Annotated in this window: 15 protein-coding genes; 11 read left to right on the forward strand and 4 right to left on the reverse strand. The window is 75.4% G+C overall.

The features are described from left to right. Positions 1-161 precede the first annotated feature (161 nt). Positions 162-941, reverse strand: coding sequence for a glucose 1-dehydrogenase (locus ABD223_RS37420; protein ID WP_344041912.1), 780 nt, complete (start codon positions 939-941; stop codon positions 162-164). 144 nt (positions 942-1,085) lie between these two features. On the opposite strand from ABD223_RS37420, the gene ABD223_RS37425 reads away from it, so the two are divergent. Continuing rightward, positions 1,086-1,730 carry a TetR/AcrR family transcriptional regulator gene (locus tag ABD223_RS37425; RefSeq protein WP_344041914.1) on the forward strand — a complete coding sequence of 215 codons (645 nt, stop codon included), beginning with the start codon at positions 1,086-1,088 and terminating at the stop codon, positions 1,728-1,730. A gap of 118 nt (positions 1,731-1,848) precedes the next feature. On the opposite strand, the gene ABD223_RS37430 is transcribed toward ABD223_RS37425, so the two are convergent. The 3 genes from ABD223_RS37430 to ABD223_RS37440 form a co-directional block, all read right to left on the reverse strand. Beyond that, entirely contained in the window at positions 1,849-3,504 is a 1,656-nt protein-coding gene (locus ABD223_RS37430; RefSeq protein WP_344041916.1) for a serine/threonine-protein kinase, read from the reverse strand. Positions 3,505-3,574: 70 nt separating this feature from the next. Then, the gene (locus ABD223_RS37435) at positions 3,575-6,208 is read right to left on the reverse strand and encodes an RNA repair domain-containing protein (protein ID WP_344041918.1); all 2,634 of its coding nucleotides are present in this window, start codon (positions 6,206-6,208) and stop codon (positions 3,575-3,577) included. Then, the gene (locus ABD223_RS37440; RefSeq protein WP_344041920.1) at positions 6,208-7,878 is read right to left on the reverse strand and encodes an RNA ligase family protein; all 1,671 of its coding nucleotides are present in this window, start codon (positions 7,876-7,878) and stop codon (positions 6,208-6,210) included. The genes ABD223_RS37435 and ABD223_RS37440 overlap by 1 nt, the downstream gene beginning before the upstream one ends. 319 nt (positions 7,879-8,197) lie before the next feature. Between ABD223_RS37440 and ABD223_RS37445 the strand changes: the two genes are divergently transcribed. From ABD223_RS37445 to ABD223_RS37490, 10 genes are all read left to right on the forward strand, one after another. Beyond that, the gene (locus tag ABD223_RS37445; protein ID WP_380648920.1) at positions 8,198-8,995 is read left to right on the forward strand and encodes a 2,3-dihydro-2,3-dihydroxybenzoate dehydrogenase; all 798 of its coding nucleotides are present in this window, start codon (positions 8,198-8,200) and stop codon (positions 8,993-8,995) included. 227 nt (positions 8,996-9,222) lie between these two features. Continuing rightward, the gene (locus ABD223_RS37450) at positions 9,223-10,419 is read left to right on the forward strand and encodes an isochorismate synthase (protein WP_344041924.1); all 1,197 of its coding nucleotides are present in this window, start codon (positions 9,223-9,225) and stop codon (positions 10,417-10,419) included. Beyond that, positions 10,416-12,068, forward strand: a complete 1,653-nt coding sequence (locus tag ABD223_RS37455; protein ID WP_344041926.1) for a (2,3-dihydroxybenzoyl)adenylate synthase — start codon at positions 10,416-10,418, stop codon at positions 12,066-12,068. The genes ABD223_RS37450 and ABD223_RS37455 overlap by 4 nt, the downstream gene beginning before the upstream one ends. Before the next feature lie 2 nt (positions 12,069-12,070). Next, positions 12,071-12,745: an isochorismatase family protein gene (locus tag ABD223_RS37460; RefSeq protein WP_344041928.1), complete on the forward strand. Its 675-nt coding sequence runs from the start codon at positions 12,071-12,073 to the stop codon at positions 12,743-12,745. Then, entirely contained in the window at positions 12,742-12,984 is a 243-nt protein-coding gene (locus ABD223_RS37465) for a phosphopantetheine-binding protein (RefSeq protein ID WP_344041930.1), read from the forward strand. Before ABD223_RS37460 ends, ABD223_RS37465 begins: the two co-directional genes overlap by 4 nt. Beyond that, positions 12,981-13,850 carry a siderophore-interacting protein gene (locus ABD223_RS37470; RefSeq protein ID WP_344041932.1) on the forward strand — a complete coding sequence of 290 codons (870 nt, stop codon included), beginning with the start codon at positions 12,981-12,983 and terminating at the stop codon, positions 13,848-13,850. Before ABD223_RS37465 ends, ABD223_RS37470 begins: the two co-directional genes overlap by 4 nt. A 35-nt stretch (positions 13,851-13,885) precedes the next feature. Next, on the forward strand, positions 13,886-14,890 hold the full coding sequence (locus ABD223_RS37475) for an ABC transporter substrate-binding protein (protein ID WP_344041934.1): 1,005 nt from the start codon (positions 13,886-13,888) through the stop codon (positions 14,888-14,890). After that, a complete protein-coding gene (locus ABD223_RS37480) occupies positions 14,887-15,885 on the forward strand; it encodes a FecCD family ABC transporter permease (protein WP_344041936.1) in 999 nt (332 codons plus the stop codon). The genes ABD223_RS37475 and ABD223_RS37480 overlap by 4 nt, the downstream gene beginning before the upstream one ends. Next, positions 15,882-16,904: a FecCD family ABC transporter permease gene (locus ABD223_RS37485; protein ID WP_344041938.1), complete on the forward strand. Its 1,023-nt coding sequence runs from the start codon at positions 15,882-15,884 to the stop codon at positions 16,902-16,904. Before ABD223_RS37480 ends, ABD223_RS37485 begins: the two co-directional genes overlap by 4 nt. Further along, positions 16,901-17,677, forward strand: a complete 777-nt coding sequence (locus tag ABD223_RS37490) for an ABC transporter ATP-binding protein (RefSeq protein ID WP_344041940.1) — start codon at positions 16,901-16,903, stop codon at positions 17,675-17,677. The genes ABD223_RS37485 and ABD223_RS37490 overlap by 4 nt, the downstream gene beginning before the upstream one ends. Positions 17,678-17,684: the final 7 nt, after the last annotated feature.

Raw genomic sequence — 17,684 nt, forward strand, 5'->3', positions numbered from 1 at the left:
GTGTGCTCGGCCGGTGCGGCGCCCCAGCGTCGTGATGTCGATGATCCGTTCCCCGGTGCCCGCGGCGGGGGTGATCTCGATGGCTCGTCGGATGGGGTTGGGCAGGTGGGACGAAGACGCGCCCCTCGCGGAGTCGTTCGACCCGGTCGTGTCCGGAGTGCTCATGCGGTCTCGGCCTGAAGGGCGGGGCCGAGGAGGAGTCCACCGTCGATGACGTACTCCGACCCCGTGATGAACGACGCGTCCGATGACGTGAGGAACAGGAGCAGTCGGGTGACGTCGGTCGGCTCCCCGAGTCGGGGGATGGCGAACGGCTCGGGTGAGTAGAAGTCGGCGATTGCCGCGGTGGCGCCGGCTGCTGGTTCGTGGATGAAGGAGGTCGCGATCACGCCGGGGTGGATGGTGTTCACCCGGATGTGGTCGCGGCCGAGTTCGAGTGCTGCCGTTCGGGTGAGGCCTCGCACGGCCCACTTGCCGGCGACGTAGGGCGCGTAGTGAGCCGTGCCGCCCAGGCCCATGGTCGAGGCGATGTTGACGATGGCTCCCCCTGCTGCGCGGCGCAGGGCGGGGGCCGCGGCCTTGATGCCGAGGAAGGTCCCGGTGAGGTTGACGTCGAGGATGCGCGACCACGTGGCCTGCTCCGTGTTTTCGATCGTTGCGGGCGGGTTCTGCACGCCCGCGTTGTTGACGAGCACGTTCAGGGCGCCGAAGGCGCTCTCGGCGGCCAGCACGGCGGCGGACCACGAGCTCTCGTCGGTGACGTCGAGGCGGGCGAAGCGAGCGCGGGTCCCGAGCTCGTCGGCGAGAGCGGCGCCGCGTTCCGCGTCGATGTCGCCGATCACCACGTTCGCCCCCTCCGCGTGGAAGGCGCGCACGTGGCTGGAGCCCTGGCCGCCGGTCCCACCGGTCACGAGCACGGTCTGGTCGTCGAAGCGGGGCATCAGGTGTTCCTTCGGTACGTGGGTGGACGAGCGGGGCCGCCGGTGATGAACGGCGGCCGGTGGTGAGTCGGACAACTCACCATTCCCCGAATGCTAGGTCGGCGGCAGTGGCGAGTCAAGCCACTCACCTCGTATGCTCGGCCCATGAGCAGGATCGTGACGACGTATCACCAGCGCGTCGCCCAGGAGAAGCGCGCGCTGATCGTGACGGCCGCGACCGCGCTGTTCCTGGAGTTGGGCTACGACCGGACGTCGCTGGCGCGGATCGCAGAGCGCTCGGGCGTTTCGCGGGCCACCTTGTTCAAGCAGTTCCCGAGCAAAGCCGCCCTGTTCGACGCCATCGTGGCCGAGTCCTGGTCAACCGCTGACGAGGAGGACCCCCCGCCGGCGGGCGACGTCGTCGCCGGGCTGGGCGCCATCGGCCGCCGTTACGCCGAGCTGCTGGGCCGTGCCCGGATGACCGACCTGTTCAGGATCGTCATCGCCGAGCTGCCGCGGTTCCCCGAGCTGGCCCACGCGCAGTTCGCGCACGGGAAGATGCCCTACTTCGAGTCCGTGCGCAGCTACCTCGTGGCTGAGCACGAGGCGGGAACGGTGCGGGTCGAGGACGTGGACCTCGCGGCCACCCAGTTCCTGGGCATGATCTCCAACTACGTCTTCTGGCCGACACTCCTGGTGCCGGGCTGGGAGGTGAGCGCCGAACGCGTCGCGCAGGTGGTCGACGAGGCCGTCCGCACCATCGCCGCCCGGTACGCCACGACCGGACCGGGGGCATCCGCCGACGAGTGAGCCCTGCCGACCGCGACCGGGTCGACCCGCCGTGCCCACTGCTCGTTGATGTGCCGGCGCTGGTCGCTCCGCCCGAAGTCGCACTCCTCCAGGCGCGGGTGAGCCGAGTGGCGAGGGGTCACTTGTCGCGCGGGTAGGTCTTCTGCACCTCGCCCTTGAGGTTCGCCTCCAGGAACGCGGCGCCGTAGTCGTCCATCAGGTACACCCTCAGCGACGGGCTGCCGTCGATGATGTCGGTGTCCACGATCAGGTACCGCATGGTCGGTTGCGCGACGCCCAGTTCCTTGCCGGCCTTGTCCAGCAGCGCGGGCAGCGCGTCCCAGTCGACCTCGTTCAGGTCGAGCACGGCGCGGTCGGCGTCCACCCCGTCCGGGCCCTGCCTGGTCGCCTTGCCGCCCCGGTACTCGAAGTTGTCGAAGCCGTGCGCGACGGCCGCGGTCGGGGCGACGGCCGACGCCCGCTCCGGCCACAGCGTCAGGTCGGACACCTTGGTGCCGCCCATTGCCTCGCTGAGCGCGCCGACCGCCTTGCGCGCGCCGGCGGGCGTGAGCAGGTCGTCCTCCACCACGTCGGCCGCCGAGGTGGTCGGGAGGGTGGGCAGGTCGACGCCCTGCCCGGTGGTCACCGGCGTGGTGGACGTGTTCGTGCCGGTGTTCGCCGCGTCGTCCTTGCCGGCCAGGTGGACCGCCAGGAGCGTGGCCGCGACGACCAGCACCACGCCGACCAGTGAGAACACCACGGCGCCCGTCCGCTTGCGCGCCCCCGGGAGCGGGGTGGGGTAGGACCGCGCGTAGACGTGGGGTTGCGGCCCGCTGACCGGGGCCGGTGTCGGTCCGGACGGCCAGTGGGGGTGCTGCTGCCGGGGCTGGGGGCCGCTCGGCGGTCCCTGGACGGCGAACCCCGCCGGGGTGGGAGGGCCGAAGAACGGGCCCTGGGCGCGCTCGGCCGCGGCGAACAGCTGGTCCAGCACCTCGCCGGTCGGCCGCTCGGTCGGGTCGTTGCGCAGGGCCGCGTTGAGCGCGGGCGCGAGGGCGCCCGCGCGCCGCGGCGGCGGGACCGGTTCGGTCATCACGGCGGCGAGGGTCGCCATGGTGGACGCGCGGCGCATCGGGTGGTGGCCCTCGACGGCCACGTAGAGCAGCATCGCCAGGGACCAGAAGTCCGACGCGGGGTGCGTCTCGTCGCCGCGCAGCCGCTCCGGGGCGATGTACTCGGGTGACCCGATGACGTCGCCGGTCGCGGTGAGCTGGGTCGAGCCCTGGAGGGCGGCGATGCCGAAGTCGGTGAGCACGGCGCTGCCGTCGGTCCGCAGCAGCACGTTGCCCGGCTTGACGTCGCGGTGCATCACGCCCGCGGAGTGGGCCGAGCGCAGCGCGGCGAGCACGTCCCGGCCGACCCGCGCCGCCTCGACCGGGGTGAGCACGCCGTCGTCCAGCCGCGCGTCCAGCGACGTGCCGCGGACCAGCTCCATGACGATCCACGGGTACGGCGAGTCGGGCGACTCGATGATCTGGTAGATCGACACGACGTTCGGGTGCTGCAACCGGGCGAGCGCGCGGGACTCGCGCAGCACGCGTTCCCGCAGCTGGGCGGCCATCGCGGGGTTGCTCTCGACCTGGTCGGCGTCGGCCGGGCGGACCTCCTTGATGGCCACCTCGCGGTGCAGTCCCAGGTCCAGGGCGCGCCAGACCGTACCCATGCCACCGCTGCCCAGTCTCTCCAGCAGTTCGAACCTGCCGTCGACGACCCGTCCGGTGTGCTCTCGCTCAGACACGGCGTCACGCTAGCAACCGGCGGCGGGGGACCGTCGCCACGACCGGCTACCCCGGTCGGCGTGGCCCTGATCAGCGCAGGGTCGGCACCTCGCCGTTGCCGACCCTGGTGACCTCGACGCCGCGCCACCCCGTCGCCCACGTGGCGGCGACGTCGGCCAGCACCGCGGCGGTCACGGGCTGCGCGCCCAGGCCGATGGCGAACCGCGCCGAGCCCGCGTCGCGCGCGACCGGCCGGGGCCACGCGCGCACGTCCGGCGACCCCGCCGCCTCCAGGGCGGCGAGCAGCGCGAGCACGCGGCCCCGCACCGGTCCGACGAGGTCGTGCGGCGCCGTCACCAGCGCCCACGCGGCGTGCGTCCGGTGCGCGTCCGGTGGCGCCGTCAGCCCGTCGCCGCCGGCCTCCGCGATCTCCCACGCCCGGTACAGCTCGGCCGTCAGCAGGTCGCGGAACGCGGGGCCGACCTGCCCGGTGCACGAGCGCACGGGCGCGGTCGGCGTCGTGATCGTCACCGGCGCGCCGGTCGGCTCCGGGGTGCCGGCGAGGGCGATCGGGACGCGCCAGTCCCACGCCGCCCACGTGGCGAAGAACGCGGCGAGCAGGTCCGGTCCGGGGTGGTCGAGCACCGTCCGCGCGGCGAGCACGGTCCAGCCCAGGCCGGGCACGCCGCCGAACGGGGCCGAGTCCAGCCCGCGCGCCCGCGCCCACGCCTTCACCTCGCGGGCCAGGCCGGTGAAGGCGTCGGCCCTGCCGTCCACGGCGGCGAGCACCGCCTCGGCGTCGGTCACCGCGCTCAGCGCCAGGTCCCCGCCGGCCACGTCCACGCCGAGCCCGTCCACCTCCAGGCGCAGCCCCGGCGCCCGCGCGCCGACCACCGGGCGCACCGACGTGGCGTCCGGCAGGGCGGCGGTCACCGAAGAAACGAGGTCGGGCGCGACGGCCACCAAATCCAGGTCGGCGTCGGGCAGCGCGCACCCCATCCGCCGCGAGCCCACCACGTGGACCTCGTCCAGGACGGCCGACAGCGCTGCCGCGACCCGGTCGGCCACCGCGTCCAGCGAACGCCCCCACGGCGACGGCGGCTCGGGGAGCCAGGTCACCTCGCCGGTGCCCAGGGCGACCGCCGCGCGGGGCAGCATCGGCCCGTCGCCGCGCCGCGACAGCACCACGAGCCGGTCCACGCGGTCCGACCACGCGCCGATCCCGTCGGCCGCCTCGCGGGACCGGCCGACGGTCAGGTGCGGGGTGAAGCCCTCGCGCGTCGCGCACGCCGGGAAGCGCCGCCGCACCGCGTCGTGCAGCGCCGACCACGGTTCGGCGCCCGCCTCGGCCGGGTCGAGCCACACCACGTCCCGCCGGAACCCGCGCACCCCGGCCACCCGCACGGGGAAGGCCGGGACCTCCGCGACCGCCTCGGCCAGCAGCGGCACGGCGCGGTCGAAGTCGGACTCCGGCACGAACCCGAACAGCACCGTGACGTGCGGCGGCCACCGGTCGGCGCGGTGGTCGTGCTCCCGCCGCACCGCCGCCACGTCCTCCCTCGCCGCCGGCAGCCACACCACCGCGGTGCGCGGGGTCGGCGCGGAGTCGAGCACGCCGGCGGGCGACCCGCGCGGGGTCAGCCGCGCCAGCACGCCGTAGTGGTCGGAGGCGAACAGCCCGGCCGCGGTGGGCGTCGTGCCGCGCAGCTCGGCGGCGGCGCACCGCAGGTCGCCGCGCAGGAACACCCGGTCCAGGCGGGCGGACCGGCCGGTCGGCGAGGACACCGCGGCCAGCGGGTTGGCGCCGGGGTCGAACGTCGGCGGTTCGTCGTCGCGCGCCTCCAGCCAGGCGTCGCGCATCCCGAGCGCGGCGGCCGGCTTCCGCCCGCCGTCGTTGAAGTCGCCGGCCAGCACCACGTCGCCCGGCACGCCGTCCAGCGCCTCGGAGACCCGGGTCAGCTGGGCGCGCCGCTTCGCCGCGCCGTTCGCGGTGTGGTCGCTCGTCAAGTGGACCGCGGCGACGACGAGCGGGCCCCGGGCGGTCTCGACCACGACGGCGGCGACGGCCTTGTGCGAGCCCAGCGGCACCCGGCCGGCCTCCCGCACCGGCAGCCGGCTCAGCACCACCAGGCCGGTGCGGTCCACGTCGGGGCCGGTCGGGTCGACGTCCACCGCGTAGCCGTCCCGCACCCAAGGCCGGGCCAGCAGCGCGGCGAGCAGGTCCGGTTCGACCTCCTGGAGCGCGATGACGTCCGCGTCGGCGGTCGCCAGCTCGGCGAGCAGCAGCGGCCGGCGGCCGGCCGTGTCGATGCGGTCGGGGTCGAAGCGGTCCCACAGCACGTTCCAGGTCAGCACGCGGACCCCGGTCGCGAGCCCGGCGACCCCCGCGTCCGGCGGCGGGGCCGGGACCCAGCCCCGCACCGGGTCCCACGCGTGCGGGGTGCTCGCGGTGAACACCGGCGGGCGCAGCAGGCGCGGCGCGCGCACCCGCCCGGCCGCCGACTCGCCGACGCGGTCCAGCCCGGTCGCCCGGTCCCACACCAGTTCGCCGTCCGCCTCCACGAACAGCACCCGGTGCCAGGGCACCTCGCCACCGGGCGCGAAGGCGGGCAGCGGGACCCGCTCCGGCCGCGCGTCGCGCTGCCCGACGCCGAGCACGAACCGGGCCGGGTCGAGCCGCGGGTCCCAGCGGACCTGGTGGTAGACCTGCTCGCTGGTGCGCATCACGGCTCCCCGTCGTCGGTGTCGCCCACGGTGCCGGCCGCGCCGACGTACCAGGTGCGGTGGGCCTGCCACGGGTACGGCGGGCTGAACCGGCGCGCCTGGGCGGCGAGGGCGGCGGGCGGCACCGGGCGCGCCCTGGACCCGTTGCGCCGGGCCGCTTCGCGCTCGTCGACCAGCACCACCGCGTGCGTCACCAGGGCGTCGCGCCGCCGGGCGACCGCGTGGACGGCGGCCCGCTGGTGGTCGGACAGCGAGGTGGCGTCCCACACGACGGTCCGGTGGTCCCGCAGCGCGGCGTCGAGCCGGTCGAGCCCGGCGCGCAGAACCCGGCCGTCGTCCTCCTGGCGGGCCCGGTCGCCCGCCTCCTCGCGCAGGTCGTCCAGCGACACCCGCGCGCCCACGTCGGGCAGCCCGGCGGCGAACGTCGTCTTGCCGCTGCCCGCGCACCCCACCAGGTGCACCAAGGCGGGGAAGTCGCCGGACCGCCACCGCCACGTGGCGGCGACCGCCTCGTCCGGGTCCAGGACCCGCCCGGCGCGCAGGCCCGCGTCCCGCGCCTCGGCCCAGCACCGGTCGGCGGCCGGGCCCCGTCCCAGCCGCTCGCGCAGGCCCGCGCGCAGCGGGGCCCACGGACCCACGTCCTCGGCGTGCAGGGCGGACCACGCCACCAGGTCGCGCGGGCCGGGCCCGTCCGCGACGGCGGCGGACACCGCGTGCAGCACCTCCAGGTCCACGGCGGTCGACAGCCGCAGCAGCCCGGCCCGGCGGTGCTCGTCGGGGAACGGCCGCTGCGGCAGGCGGTGCAGCCCGACCAGGTCGGCGACCCGCCGCGCCAGGCCCACGCCGACCGGGCCCGCCAGCAGCGTCGCCACCCGCCCGCGCGGCACCCGGTGCAGGGCCGCCGCGAGCACGCCCGCCAACCGCGCGTCCCCGGTCCGACCCAGCTCGGCGGCGACCCGTTGGGCGGGCGCGACCTCGCCCTCCACGCCGACCGCCGCCACCAGCGCCGCGACGTCGACCGGCGCCCCGGACCGCGCGTCCCACAGGGCGGACGCCGGACCCAGCCCGTTGGGCACCACCGGCGCGGCCGTCCAGTGCGCGTCCGTCCGGACGTGGTGGGGGCGCACCCACTTGGCCACCCGACGCCCGAACTCGGCGCGCCCGAACCCCTCGGCGGTCCGCACGACGAAACCCTCCTGCCGCGCGGTGTCCACCCGCAGCGCGCGCAGCGCCCGTTCGTCGAACACCCCGCGCCACAGCACCGGGGGAGTGGGCACGCCCAGGTCCCGCAGGAACCGGGCGGCGTCGTCCCAGTCGAGGCAGCGGTCGCCGTCCCACACCGAGAAGCCGTAGAACCAGCTCTCCAGGCCGGTGTAGGCGAGGGAGTGGCGGGCGTGGACGTTCTCGCCGCAGACGCGCCACCCGGCGGGCAGCCGTGCCGCGACCCGCCCGTGCAGCGCCTTGACCCACGAGCGGGACGGGTGGTGCGCGGAGTCGACGGACCGGGCGTGCAGCCCGTCCCGGTACAGGGTGGTGTTCTCGCCGTCGGGCTTCTCGGTGACCACCACCTCGCGGCCGCGCAGGCCGGTCAGGTCGACGACCCGCACGTCGTCCGCCGAGGCGCCCGGGGACCACGGGAGGTGCGGTGTGCGCGGGTACGGGGTGCGCATGGTCCCTCCCGGTGGCGGACGACGGGAGGACCATAGACAGCCCGGCGCGGGTGCTCGACCGGATTTCCTCGGGTCCTAAGAGGACGGTGCGGGTGGTTCGGCCTGTTCCGTCGATCGCCGAACCAGGTCGCCCGTCGCCGGTCGACCCCCTCCGGGGCCGGTCACGCGGCGTCGCGCGACCCGGGCGGATTGCGCCGGTCGGGTGGCTTCGGCGCACCGAAGCGGTCCATGAGCTAGATCACTCACATCGACCAACCCAAGACCCCGGTCGAGAAGTTAGGTTAGCCCAACCTAATGAATTGCATCGTCGGGGAAAGGGGTGCCGGTGACCGCGTCGGGGAACGGGGAAGCGGGCGTCGAGGGGAAGGTGGCGCTGGTGACCGGAGCCGCCCGGGGCATCGGCGAGGCCGTGGTCGAGGCGCTGGTCGGGGCCGGCGCGACGGTCGCCGCGCTCGACGTCGAGGCCGGGGGCCTCGCGCTGGTCGCCGAGCGGAACCGGGGGCGGGTCGTGCCGTACGTCGTGGACGTGGGCGACCCGGCCGCGGTGGTGCGGGCGGTGGCGGCCGTCGAGGAGGAGGTCGGTCCGATCGGCGTCGGGGTGTCGGTCGCGGGCGTCCTGCGGCACAAGCCGGTGCGCGAGACCACCGACGAGGACTGGGCCGCCACGTTCGCGGTCAACGCCACGGGCGCGTTCACCGTGCTGCGGGAGCTCGCGCGGCGGATGGCGCCGCGGGGGAGCGGCTCGCTGGTGACCGTGGGCTCGAACTCGGTCGGCGTGCCCCGGGTGGGGATGGCTGCCTACGCGGCGTCCAAGGCGGCGATCACCATGCTGACCCGGTGCCTGGGCCTGGAACTGGCGGGCAGCGGCATCCGGTGCAACGTCGTGTCGCCCGGCTCGACCGACACCCACATGCAGCGTCTGCTGTGGACGGACGAGGAGGGGCCCCGCGGCGTGCTGGAGGGCGACCTGGGGCAGTACCGGGTCGGCATCCCCCTGGGCCGCATCGCGGACCCGGCCGACATCGCGGAGGCGGTGCTGTTCCTGGCCTCCGACCGCGCGCGGCACATCACGATGCAGAACCTGTACGTGGACGGCGGTGCGACCCTCGTCGCCTGACCGGGCGCCGCACGCGATCGCCGACCCCGAGTCGCCGCACGCGATCACCGCACCGGTCGCCACGTGCGATCACCGACCCCGATCACGTACCCGATCACCCCGCGCGATCACCTTCCTTGATCGCTGTTCAGGGTTCTGCGCACCGACTCATTAGGCTAGGCTCTCCTAAGTTTTACGAGGCTGCCTGAACGTCGCGACACCACCGACCTCCGAAAGGGAACCCCGCCGTGTCCACACCTGCTGTGGTCCGACCCAGGCCCGTGCACCGCGCGGCCGACCTGCTGGCCGCCTACCTGCCGGGGTCGTTCTTCTACTCCTCGACGACCGGGTCGCTGCTCGCCGACGGCGTCCACGCCACCGTCAAGGCCGGGCACGGGACCCGGGCCGCCGCGGTGGCCGAGGCCCTCGACTCGGCGGCGGTGGTCGGCGTGGACGACCCGGTGGTGGTCGGCGCGATCGGGTTCCGGCCCGACGCCGAGGCCAGCCTGGTGGTGCCCGCGGTGGTGCGCCGGGCGGGCGCGCCGGACGGCGGCGGTCCGGCGGGCGCCCTCGGCTCCGCCAAGTGGTCGATCACGCCGAGGCCCGAGCCCGAGGGCTACGCCGCCGGCGTCCGCCGCGCGCTGGAGCTGATCGACGCGGGCGAGCTGGACAAGGTCGTCCTGGCCCGGTGCCTGGAGGTCACCGCGGACCACCCCGTCCCGGTGCCCGCGCTGCTGTCCCGGCTGGTGCGGCTCAACCCGGCCGCGCACGCCTTCGCCGTCGACGTCAGCGCGCCGGGCGACCCCGCGCCGCGCACCCTGGTCGGGGCGAGCCCGGAGCTGCTGGTGTCCCGCCGCGGCACCGAGGTGGTGGCCAACCCGCTGGCCGGGTCGCTGCCGCGCGTCGCGGACGAGGCCGAGAACCGCAGGCGCGTCGCCGCCCTGCTCGCCTCCGCCAAGGACCGGGTCGAGCACGCGCACGTCTCGGCGCAGGTGGCCGAGGTGCTGGGCCGGTTCTGCGCCGACCTGGACGCGCCCGCCGAGCCGGTGGTGATCGGGACGCCGACCATGTGGCACCTGTCCACCCGGATCACCGGTCGGCTCGCCGACCCGACCGACCCGGGCTCCTCGGCGCTCGCGCTGGCCGAGGCCCTGCACCCGACGCCCGCCGTGTGCGGCGTGCCCGTCGGCCGGGCCCGCGCCGCGATCGCCGAGCTGGAGCCCGAGGACCGCGGCTACTACTCCGGCCTGGTCGGCTGGTCCGACCTGAACGGCGACGGCGAGTGGGTCGTCACCATCCGCAGCGCCGAGGTGTGCGACCGGACCGTGCGGCTGTTCGCGGGCGCCGGCATCGTCGCCGGCTCGGACCCGGCCGCGGAGCTGGCCGAGACCAGCGCGAAGTTCCGCACGCTGCTGCGCGCGCTCGGGCTGGAGAGCACGGCGTGAGCGCCGGTTCGACCGCGGGACCCGACCACGTGCCGTGGCCGCCGGAGGTCGCGGCCCGCTACCGCGCCTCGGGGCACTGGCGCGGGCAGACCTTCGGCGCGCTGCTCACCTCGCTGGCCGAGGCCCACGCCGACCGCACCGCCGTGGTCGGCGAGCGGGGCGGCGAGACGGCGCGCTGGACGTTCGCCGAACTGGACGACCGGGCGCACCGGGTCGCCGCCGGCCTGGTGGGGCTGGGCGTCCGCGCCGGCGACCGGGTCGTGGTGCAGCTGCCCAACGTGCCCGAGTTCCTGCCGGTGGTGTTCGGCCTGTGGCGGGTCGGCGCCTGGCCGGTGTTCGCGCTGCCCGCGCACCGCGACAGCGAGCTGCGGCACTTCGCCGAGCAGAGCGGGGCCGTCGCGATCCTCACCGTCGGCGAGCACGAGCGGCACGACCACGCGGCCACCGCGCGCGCCGTCGCCGCCGACGTGCGCTCGGTGCGGCACGTGCTGGTCGTCGGCTCCGGCGAGTTCGACGACCTGGCCGCCACCGCGCCGCGCGAGCTGCCCGACCCCGACCCCGCGGGCGTGGCGTTCCTCCAGCTCTCCGGCGGCAGCACCGGCCTGCCGAAGCTGATCCCGCGCACCCACGACGACTACCTCTACAGCGTCCGGGAGAGCGCCCGGATCTGCGCGCTGCGCCCGGACAGCGTGTACCTGGCCGCGTTGCCGGTCGCGCACAACTACCCGCTCAGCTCGCCGGGCGTGCTCGGCGCGCTGCACGCGGGCGCGGCCACGGTGCTCGCGCCGCGCCCGGACGCCGACACCGCCTTCCGGCTCATCGAGTCCGAGGGCGTGACGATCACCGGTGTCGTGCCGCCGCTGGCCGCCGCCTGGGTGCAGGCCGCCGCGCGCACCTCCCGCGACCTGTCCAGCCTGGAGGTCCTGCTGGTCGGCGGCGCCAAGTGCGGCCGCGAGCTGGCCGAGCGGATCGGGCCCGCGCTGGGCTGCCGGTTGCAGCAGGTGTTCGGCATGGCCGAGGGCCTGGTCTGCTACACCCGGCTCGACGACCCCGACGACCTCGTGCTGACCACCCAGGGCCGGCCGATCTCCCTGGACGACGAGATCCGCGTGGTCGACCCGGACGACCCCGCGGCGGCCTCGACCGACGAGGTGCCCGCGGGCGAGGTCGGCGCGCTGCTGACCCGCGGCCCGTACACGATCCGCGGCTACTACCGGGCCGCCGCGCACAACGCCACGGCGTTCACCGAGGACGGCTTCTACCGGACCGGCGACCTGGTGCGGCGCACGCCGTCCGGGCACCTGGAGGTCGTGGGCCGCGCCAAGGAGCAGATCAACCGGGGCGGGGAGAAGGTGGCCGCCGAAGAGGTGGAGAACCACCTGATGGCCCACCCGGACGTGCTCGACGCCGCCGTGGTCGCGGTGCCCGACCAGTACCTGGGCGAGCGCACCTGCGCCTACGTGGTGCCGGTGGCGGGCGCCGCGCCGACGGGTCCCGAGCTGCGCCGCTTCGTCCGGGAGCGCGGGATCGCCGCGTTCAAGGTGCCCGACCTGGTCCAGGTGGTCGAGGCGTTCCCGGTGACCGGTGTCGGCAAGACCAGCAAGCGCGAGCTGAGGGTGGCGCTGGCCGCCCTGGCGAAGGAGGGGTGAGCATGTCCCTGCCGGAGATCCGGCCCTACCCGATGCCCACCGCGGCGGAGTTGCCGCCCGGCCGGGTGGACTGGCGCCCCGACGCGGCCCGCGCCGCGCTGCTGGTGCACGACGCGCAGCGCTACTTCCTGGCGCCCTACCAGGGTGCGCCGATCCCCGAGATGACGGCGAACACCGCCGCGCTGATCGCCGCGGCCCGCGCGCGCGGCGTGCCGGTGTTCTACACCGCGCAACCGGGCCGGCAGGAGAGCGCCGACCGGGGCCTGCTCACCGAGTTCTGGGGTCCGGGCATCGGCGGGGTCATCGACGCCGACCCGCGCGCCGCCGACATCGTCGACGACCTGGCCCCGGCGCCGGGCGACACCGTGCTGACCAAGTGGCGCTACAGCGCCTTCCAGCGCAGCGAGTTCGCCGAGGAGCTGGCCGCGCTCGGGCGCGACCAGCTGCTGATCACCGGCGTCTACGCGCACATCGGCTGCCAGGCGACGGCCGTGGAGGCGTTCATGCGCGACATCCGGCCGTTCCTGGTCTGCGACGCCGTCGCCGACTTCTCCCGCGACCGGCACGACCAGGCCTGCGAGTACGTCGCCCAGCGCTGCGGCGTCGTCACCACCACCGCCGACGCGCTGGCCGCGCTGTCGGCCTCCGCCCCCGTCCCCGCTGGAGCAGCACGATGAGCACCACCACCCCGTCCGCCGAGCGGGTCCGCGCCGACGTCGCCGACCTGCTCGGGGTCGAACCCGCCGAGCTGGACTCCGACGCCGACCTGCTCGACCTCGGCCTCGACTCCATGCGGATCATGAGCCTGGTCGAGCGCTGGCGCGCGGCGGGCGCGACCGGCCTGGAGTTCGCCGACCTCGCCGAGGACCCGCGCCTGGCGCGCTGGACCGAACTGGTCGCCGGGGCGGACGCGTGAGCCAGGCCAGGGCCGCGCGCCCGGACCACCGCGACCGGCACCTGGAGCGGATCGCCGAGGTCCGCGCCGGCCGGGTCCCGGAGAAGGTGGGCTACCCGATCCGGGTCCGCGAGGTCCGGGTGGTGCGCACCGCCATGGTCGGGTCGGCCCTGCTGCGGGTGACCCTGGGCGGACCCGGCGCCGCGGGCTTCGAGGCGCACTCGCCCGACGAGCACGTGAAGCTGCTGTTCCCCGAGCCGGACGGCACGCTGCGGCTGCCCGAGCCGGACGGGCTGATGCTGCGCTGGCCGAAGCCGTCGCCGACCTCGCGCGAGTACACCGTGCGCCGCTACGACCCGGCGACCGGCGAGCTGGACGTCGACGTCGCCCTGCACGACGGCGGGCTGGGCTCCGACTGGGCCCGCGCGGTCGAGCCGGGCGCCGTGGTCCACGTCGCCGGCCCGCCCGGCGGCCTGATCGTCCCCCACGACTACGACCGCTACCTGCTCGCCGGCGACATCACCGCCCTGCCCGCCCTCGCCCGGTGGCTGGAGGAGCTGCCGCGCACCGCGGCGGGCTGGGCGTTCATCGAGGTCGCCGACGCGAGCGAGGAGATCGAGCTGTCCGCGCCGGAAGGCTTCGAGGTGCGCTGGCTGCACCGCGGCGACGCGCCGGCCGGCTCCACCACCGGGCTGGCCGACGCCGTGCGCGCGGTGCGGGTGCCCGAGGGCGAGCGCGTCTACGCGTGGGTCGCGGGCGAGGCGGGCGCGATCAAGCCGCTGCGCCGCTGGGTGCGCGACGAGCTGGGCCTGGCCAAGGCCGACCACGACATCACCGGCTACTGGAAGCGCGGCGTCGCCGACTTCGACGACGACCACGACCACTGACCACCCACGAGAACACCGAATCCCGAGGAACGAGCATGTCCATCGCCAGATCACCCCGCCTCGCCGCCGCCCTGGCGGTCGCCCTCGCCGTGGCCACCGGCTGCGGCTCCGAAGACGGGGGTGACGCGCCCGCGGCCCAGACGGGGTCCGAGACCCGGGTGTTCACCGCCGACAACGGCGACATCACCATCCCGGTCTCGCCGAAGCGGGTGGTGGCCACCGGTTACGCGGTGCCCGCCCTGCTGGAGGCGGAGGCGCCGCTCGTCGGGATCTCCAGCTGGAACCGGGGCGTCCCGCTGATGAGCGCGGAGGACCTCAAGAAGTACGAGGAGCTGCCCAAGGTCGCGGGCGAGTCGGCGGCGGAGACCAACTACGAGGCCATCGCCCAGGCCGACCCCGACCTGATCGTCATCGGCGTGCCCAAGCCCGTGCTGGCCGACATCGACCTGGGCCGGCTGGAGGCCATCGCCCCCGTCGTCGCCATCGGCCCGTCGGTGCCGTCGATGTGGCGCGACCTGTCGAAGAAGCAGTCCGACGCGGCGGGCGCGCTGGCCGGGTTCGACGGCCTCCGCGGCGAGTACGACGCCAAGGCGAAGGAGCTGGCCGACAAGTACGCCTCCGTGCTGCCGCAGCTGAAGCTGGCCCACGTCGGCGCGTACGGCGAGGTCGCCAAGGGCAACTTCCAGCGCGAGTTCAACGGCTCCTGGGGCACCAACGTCGCCCAGGACATGGGCGCCAACTACTACGGCCAGGTGAAGGTCAAGGGCGGCGGTTCCAAGGACGTGAGCGAGTACCCCTCGATCGAGGAGCTGCCCGCCGCGTTCGCCGAGGCCGACGCGATCACCTACTCCGTGGCCGCCGACGGCTCGATCCCCGCGCCGGTCAAGTACGTCATGGACTCGCCGCTGTGGAAGGAGCTGCCCGCGGTGAAGGCCGGCAAGGCGTTCCCGCTGCGCTACACCGAGGCCGCCACCTACAAGTCGGCCGTCAAGACGCTCGAAGCCGCGGACGAGGCGTTCGCGCCGCTCCTGAAGAAGTGAGGGGCACGCGCCGGCGGTCGGGCGCGCGGGTCGTGCTGCTGGTCGCCGCCCTCGTCCTGCTGGTCGTGGTGGCGGTGGTCAGCGTCGGCGTCGGCGCGCACGGCATCGCACCGACCGAGGTCGTCCGGGCATTGCTGGAGCCCAACGGGTCCAGCGACCACCTCGTGGTCCGCGACATCAGGGTGCCCCGCGCCGTCCTGGCCGTCGGCGCGGGCGCCGCGCTCGCCGTGTCCGGCGTGCTGGTGCAGGTGCTGTCCCGCAACCCGCTGGCCGAGCCGGGCGTGCTCGGCGTGACCGCGGGCGCGGCCTTCGCCATCACCGTCGGCTCCGCGCTCGGCGTGACCGCCACGGCGGTGGGCGAGCTGTCGGTGGCGGTGCTCGGCGCGGTGCTGGCGACGCTGCTGGTCTACTCGGTGGGCCGCAGCTCGCCGCTGCGCCTGGTGCTCACCGGCGTGGCGCTCAGCTCGGTGCTGGCGGGCGTGTCCCTCGGGATGCGCCTGCTGCTGCCGGACGTGTTCGACGAGTACCGCTTCTGGTCAGTCGGCTCGCTGGCGGGCCGGGAGCAGGCGCCGACCGGGTGGCCGCTGCTGCTGATCGCCCTCGCGCTGGTCGGCGCGCTGCTGCTGAGCAGGCAGCTCGACGCCGTCGCGCTCGGCGAGACCACGGCGCACGCCCTGGGCGCGAACGTGACCAGGGTGCGGCTGACGACGCTCGTGCTGATCACCGTGCTCGCCGGCGCGGCCACCGCGGTGGCCGGGCCGATCCTGTTCGTCGGGCTGATGGTGCCGCACCTGGCGCGGCGCATGGCCGGCGCGTCGGTGCCCTGGCTGACCGCGTACGCGGCGGTGCTCGGCCCGGTGCTGCTGCTGGTCTCCGACATCGGGTCCCGCGTCCTGCTGCCCACCGGCGAGGTGCCGGTCGCGATCGTGACCGCGTTCCTCGGCGGACCGGTGCTGGTCTGGGCGGTCCGGCGGTACGGGGCGGCGCCGCTGTGAGCGCCCTGGTCCTGCGCCGGGGGAAGCTCTCGGTGAACGTGGAGCGCCGGACGGTGCTGCTGGCGGCCGTCCTGGTGCTGCTGATGGCGGGCCTCGGCCTGCTCGGGCTGTGCTACGGCGCGACCTGGGCGAGCCCCGCCAAGGTGTTCGACGCGCTCGGCGGCGCGCGCGGCGGGTCGAACGTGGTGATCCGCGAGTGGCGGCTGCCCCGCGTCCTGGCGGGCCTGGTGTTCGGCGCGGCGCTCGGCGTGGCGGGCGCGATCTTCCAGAACCTGACCCGCAACCCCATGGGCAGCCCGGACGTGATCGGCCTCGACGCGGGCGCCTACACCGGCGCGCTCATCGCGATCACCGTGCTGTCCGGCACGTCCGCGCAGCTGACCACGGGCTCCGTGGTGGGCGGCGTGGTCGCCGCGGCCGCGGTGTACCTGCTGTCGCTCGGCGGCGGGCTGTCCGGCCTGCGGCTGGTGGTGATCGGCATCGCGGTCAACGCCACGCTCACCGCCGTCAACTCGTGGATCGTGCTGCGCGCCGAGCTGGAGGTCGCCATCGCCGCCGTGGGTTGGAGCGCGGGCTCCCTCAACGGCGTCGACTGGGCCGACCTGCGCATCCCGTTCTCGATCATCGCCGTGCTGCTGGCGCTGCTGGTGCTCCGCGCCCAGTCGGTGCACCAGGCGTCGCTCGGCGACGCGGTCGCCGTGACCACCGGCGTCGGCCTGGAGCGCCTGCGCCTCCAGATGGTGCTGATCGGCGTCGGCTGCACGGCCACCGTGACCGCCGTGGCGGGCCCGATCGCGTTCATCGCGCTGGCCGCGCCGCAGATCGGCCGCCGGCTGGCCCGCTCGCCCGGCATCCCGCTGCTGCCCGCCGCGCTGACCGGCGCGGTGCTGCTCCAGGGCGCCGACCTGCTCGCGCAGGCGCTGCTCGCCCCCGTCCCGCTGCCCGTCGGCGTGGTCAGCACCGCCATCGGCGGCTGCTACCTCATCTGGCTGCTCACGAAGGAGGTGCGGCGCACGTGACCGCTCGCCTGACCGCGAGGGACCTGACCCTGCGCTACGGCGACCGGGTGGTGTCGACGCGGCTGACCCTCGACATCCCCGACGGCGCCTTCACCGCCATCGTCGGTCCCAACGCCTGCGGCAAGTCCACGCTGCTCAAGTCGCTCGTCCGGCTCCTGCGCCCCGCCGAGGGCGCGGTGCTCCTGGACGACCGCGAGGTCGGCGCGTACCCGACCAAGGCGCTGGCCAGGGTCCTGGGCTTCCTGCCGCAGGACCCGGTCGCGCCCGAGGACATCCGGGTGCGGCAACTCGTCGCCCGCGGCCGCTTCCCGCACCAGTCGCTGCTGTCCACCTGGTCGGAGCACGACCAGGCCGCGGTCGCCGAGGCCATGGTCCTCGCGGGCGTCGAGGACCTGGCCGACCGGCCCGTGCAGGAGCTGTCCGGCGGGCAGCGGCAACGCGTCTGGGTGGCGATGGTGCTCGCCCAGGAGACGCCGCACCTGCTGCTGGACGAGCCGACCTCGTTCCTCGACATCACCCACCAGTACCAGCTGCTGACCCTGCTGGCCCGGCTGCGCGACGAGGGCCGCACCGTCATCGCCGTGCTGCACGACATCAACCAGGCGTGCCGCTACGCCGACCACCTGGTCGCCATGAAAGAGGGCCGGGTCGTCGCCGAGGGCGCTCCGGCCGACGTGGTGGACGCCGCGCTGCTGAAAGAGGTCTTCGACCTGCCCAGCGTCGTCGTCCCCGACCCCGTCACCGGCACGCCCATGGTCGTGCCCGCGCTGTAGAAGACCC

The sequence above is a fragment of the Saccharothrix xinjiangensis genome (assembly GCF_039527585.1).
Taxonomy (GTDB): Bacteria; Actinomycetota; Actinomycetes; order Mycobacteriales; family Pseudonocardiaceae; genus Actinosynnema; species Actinosynnema xinjiangensis.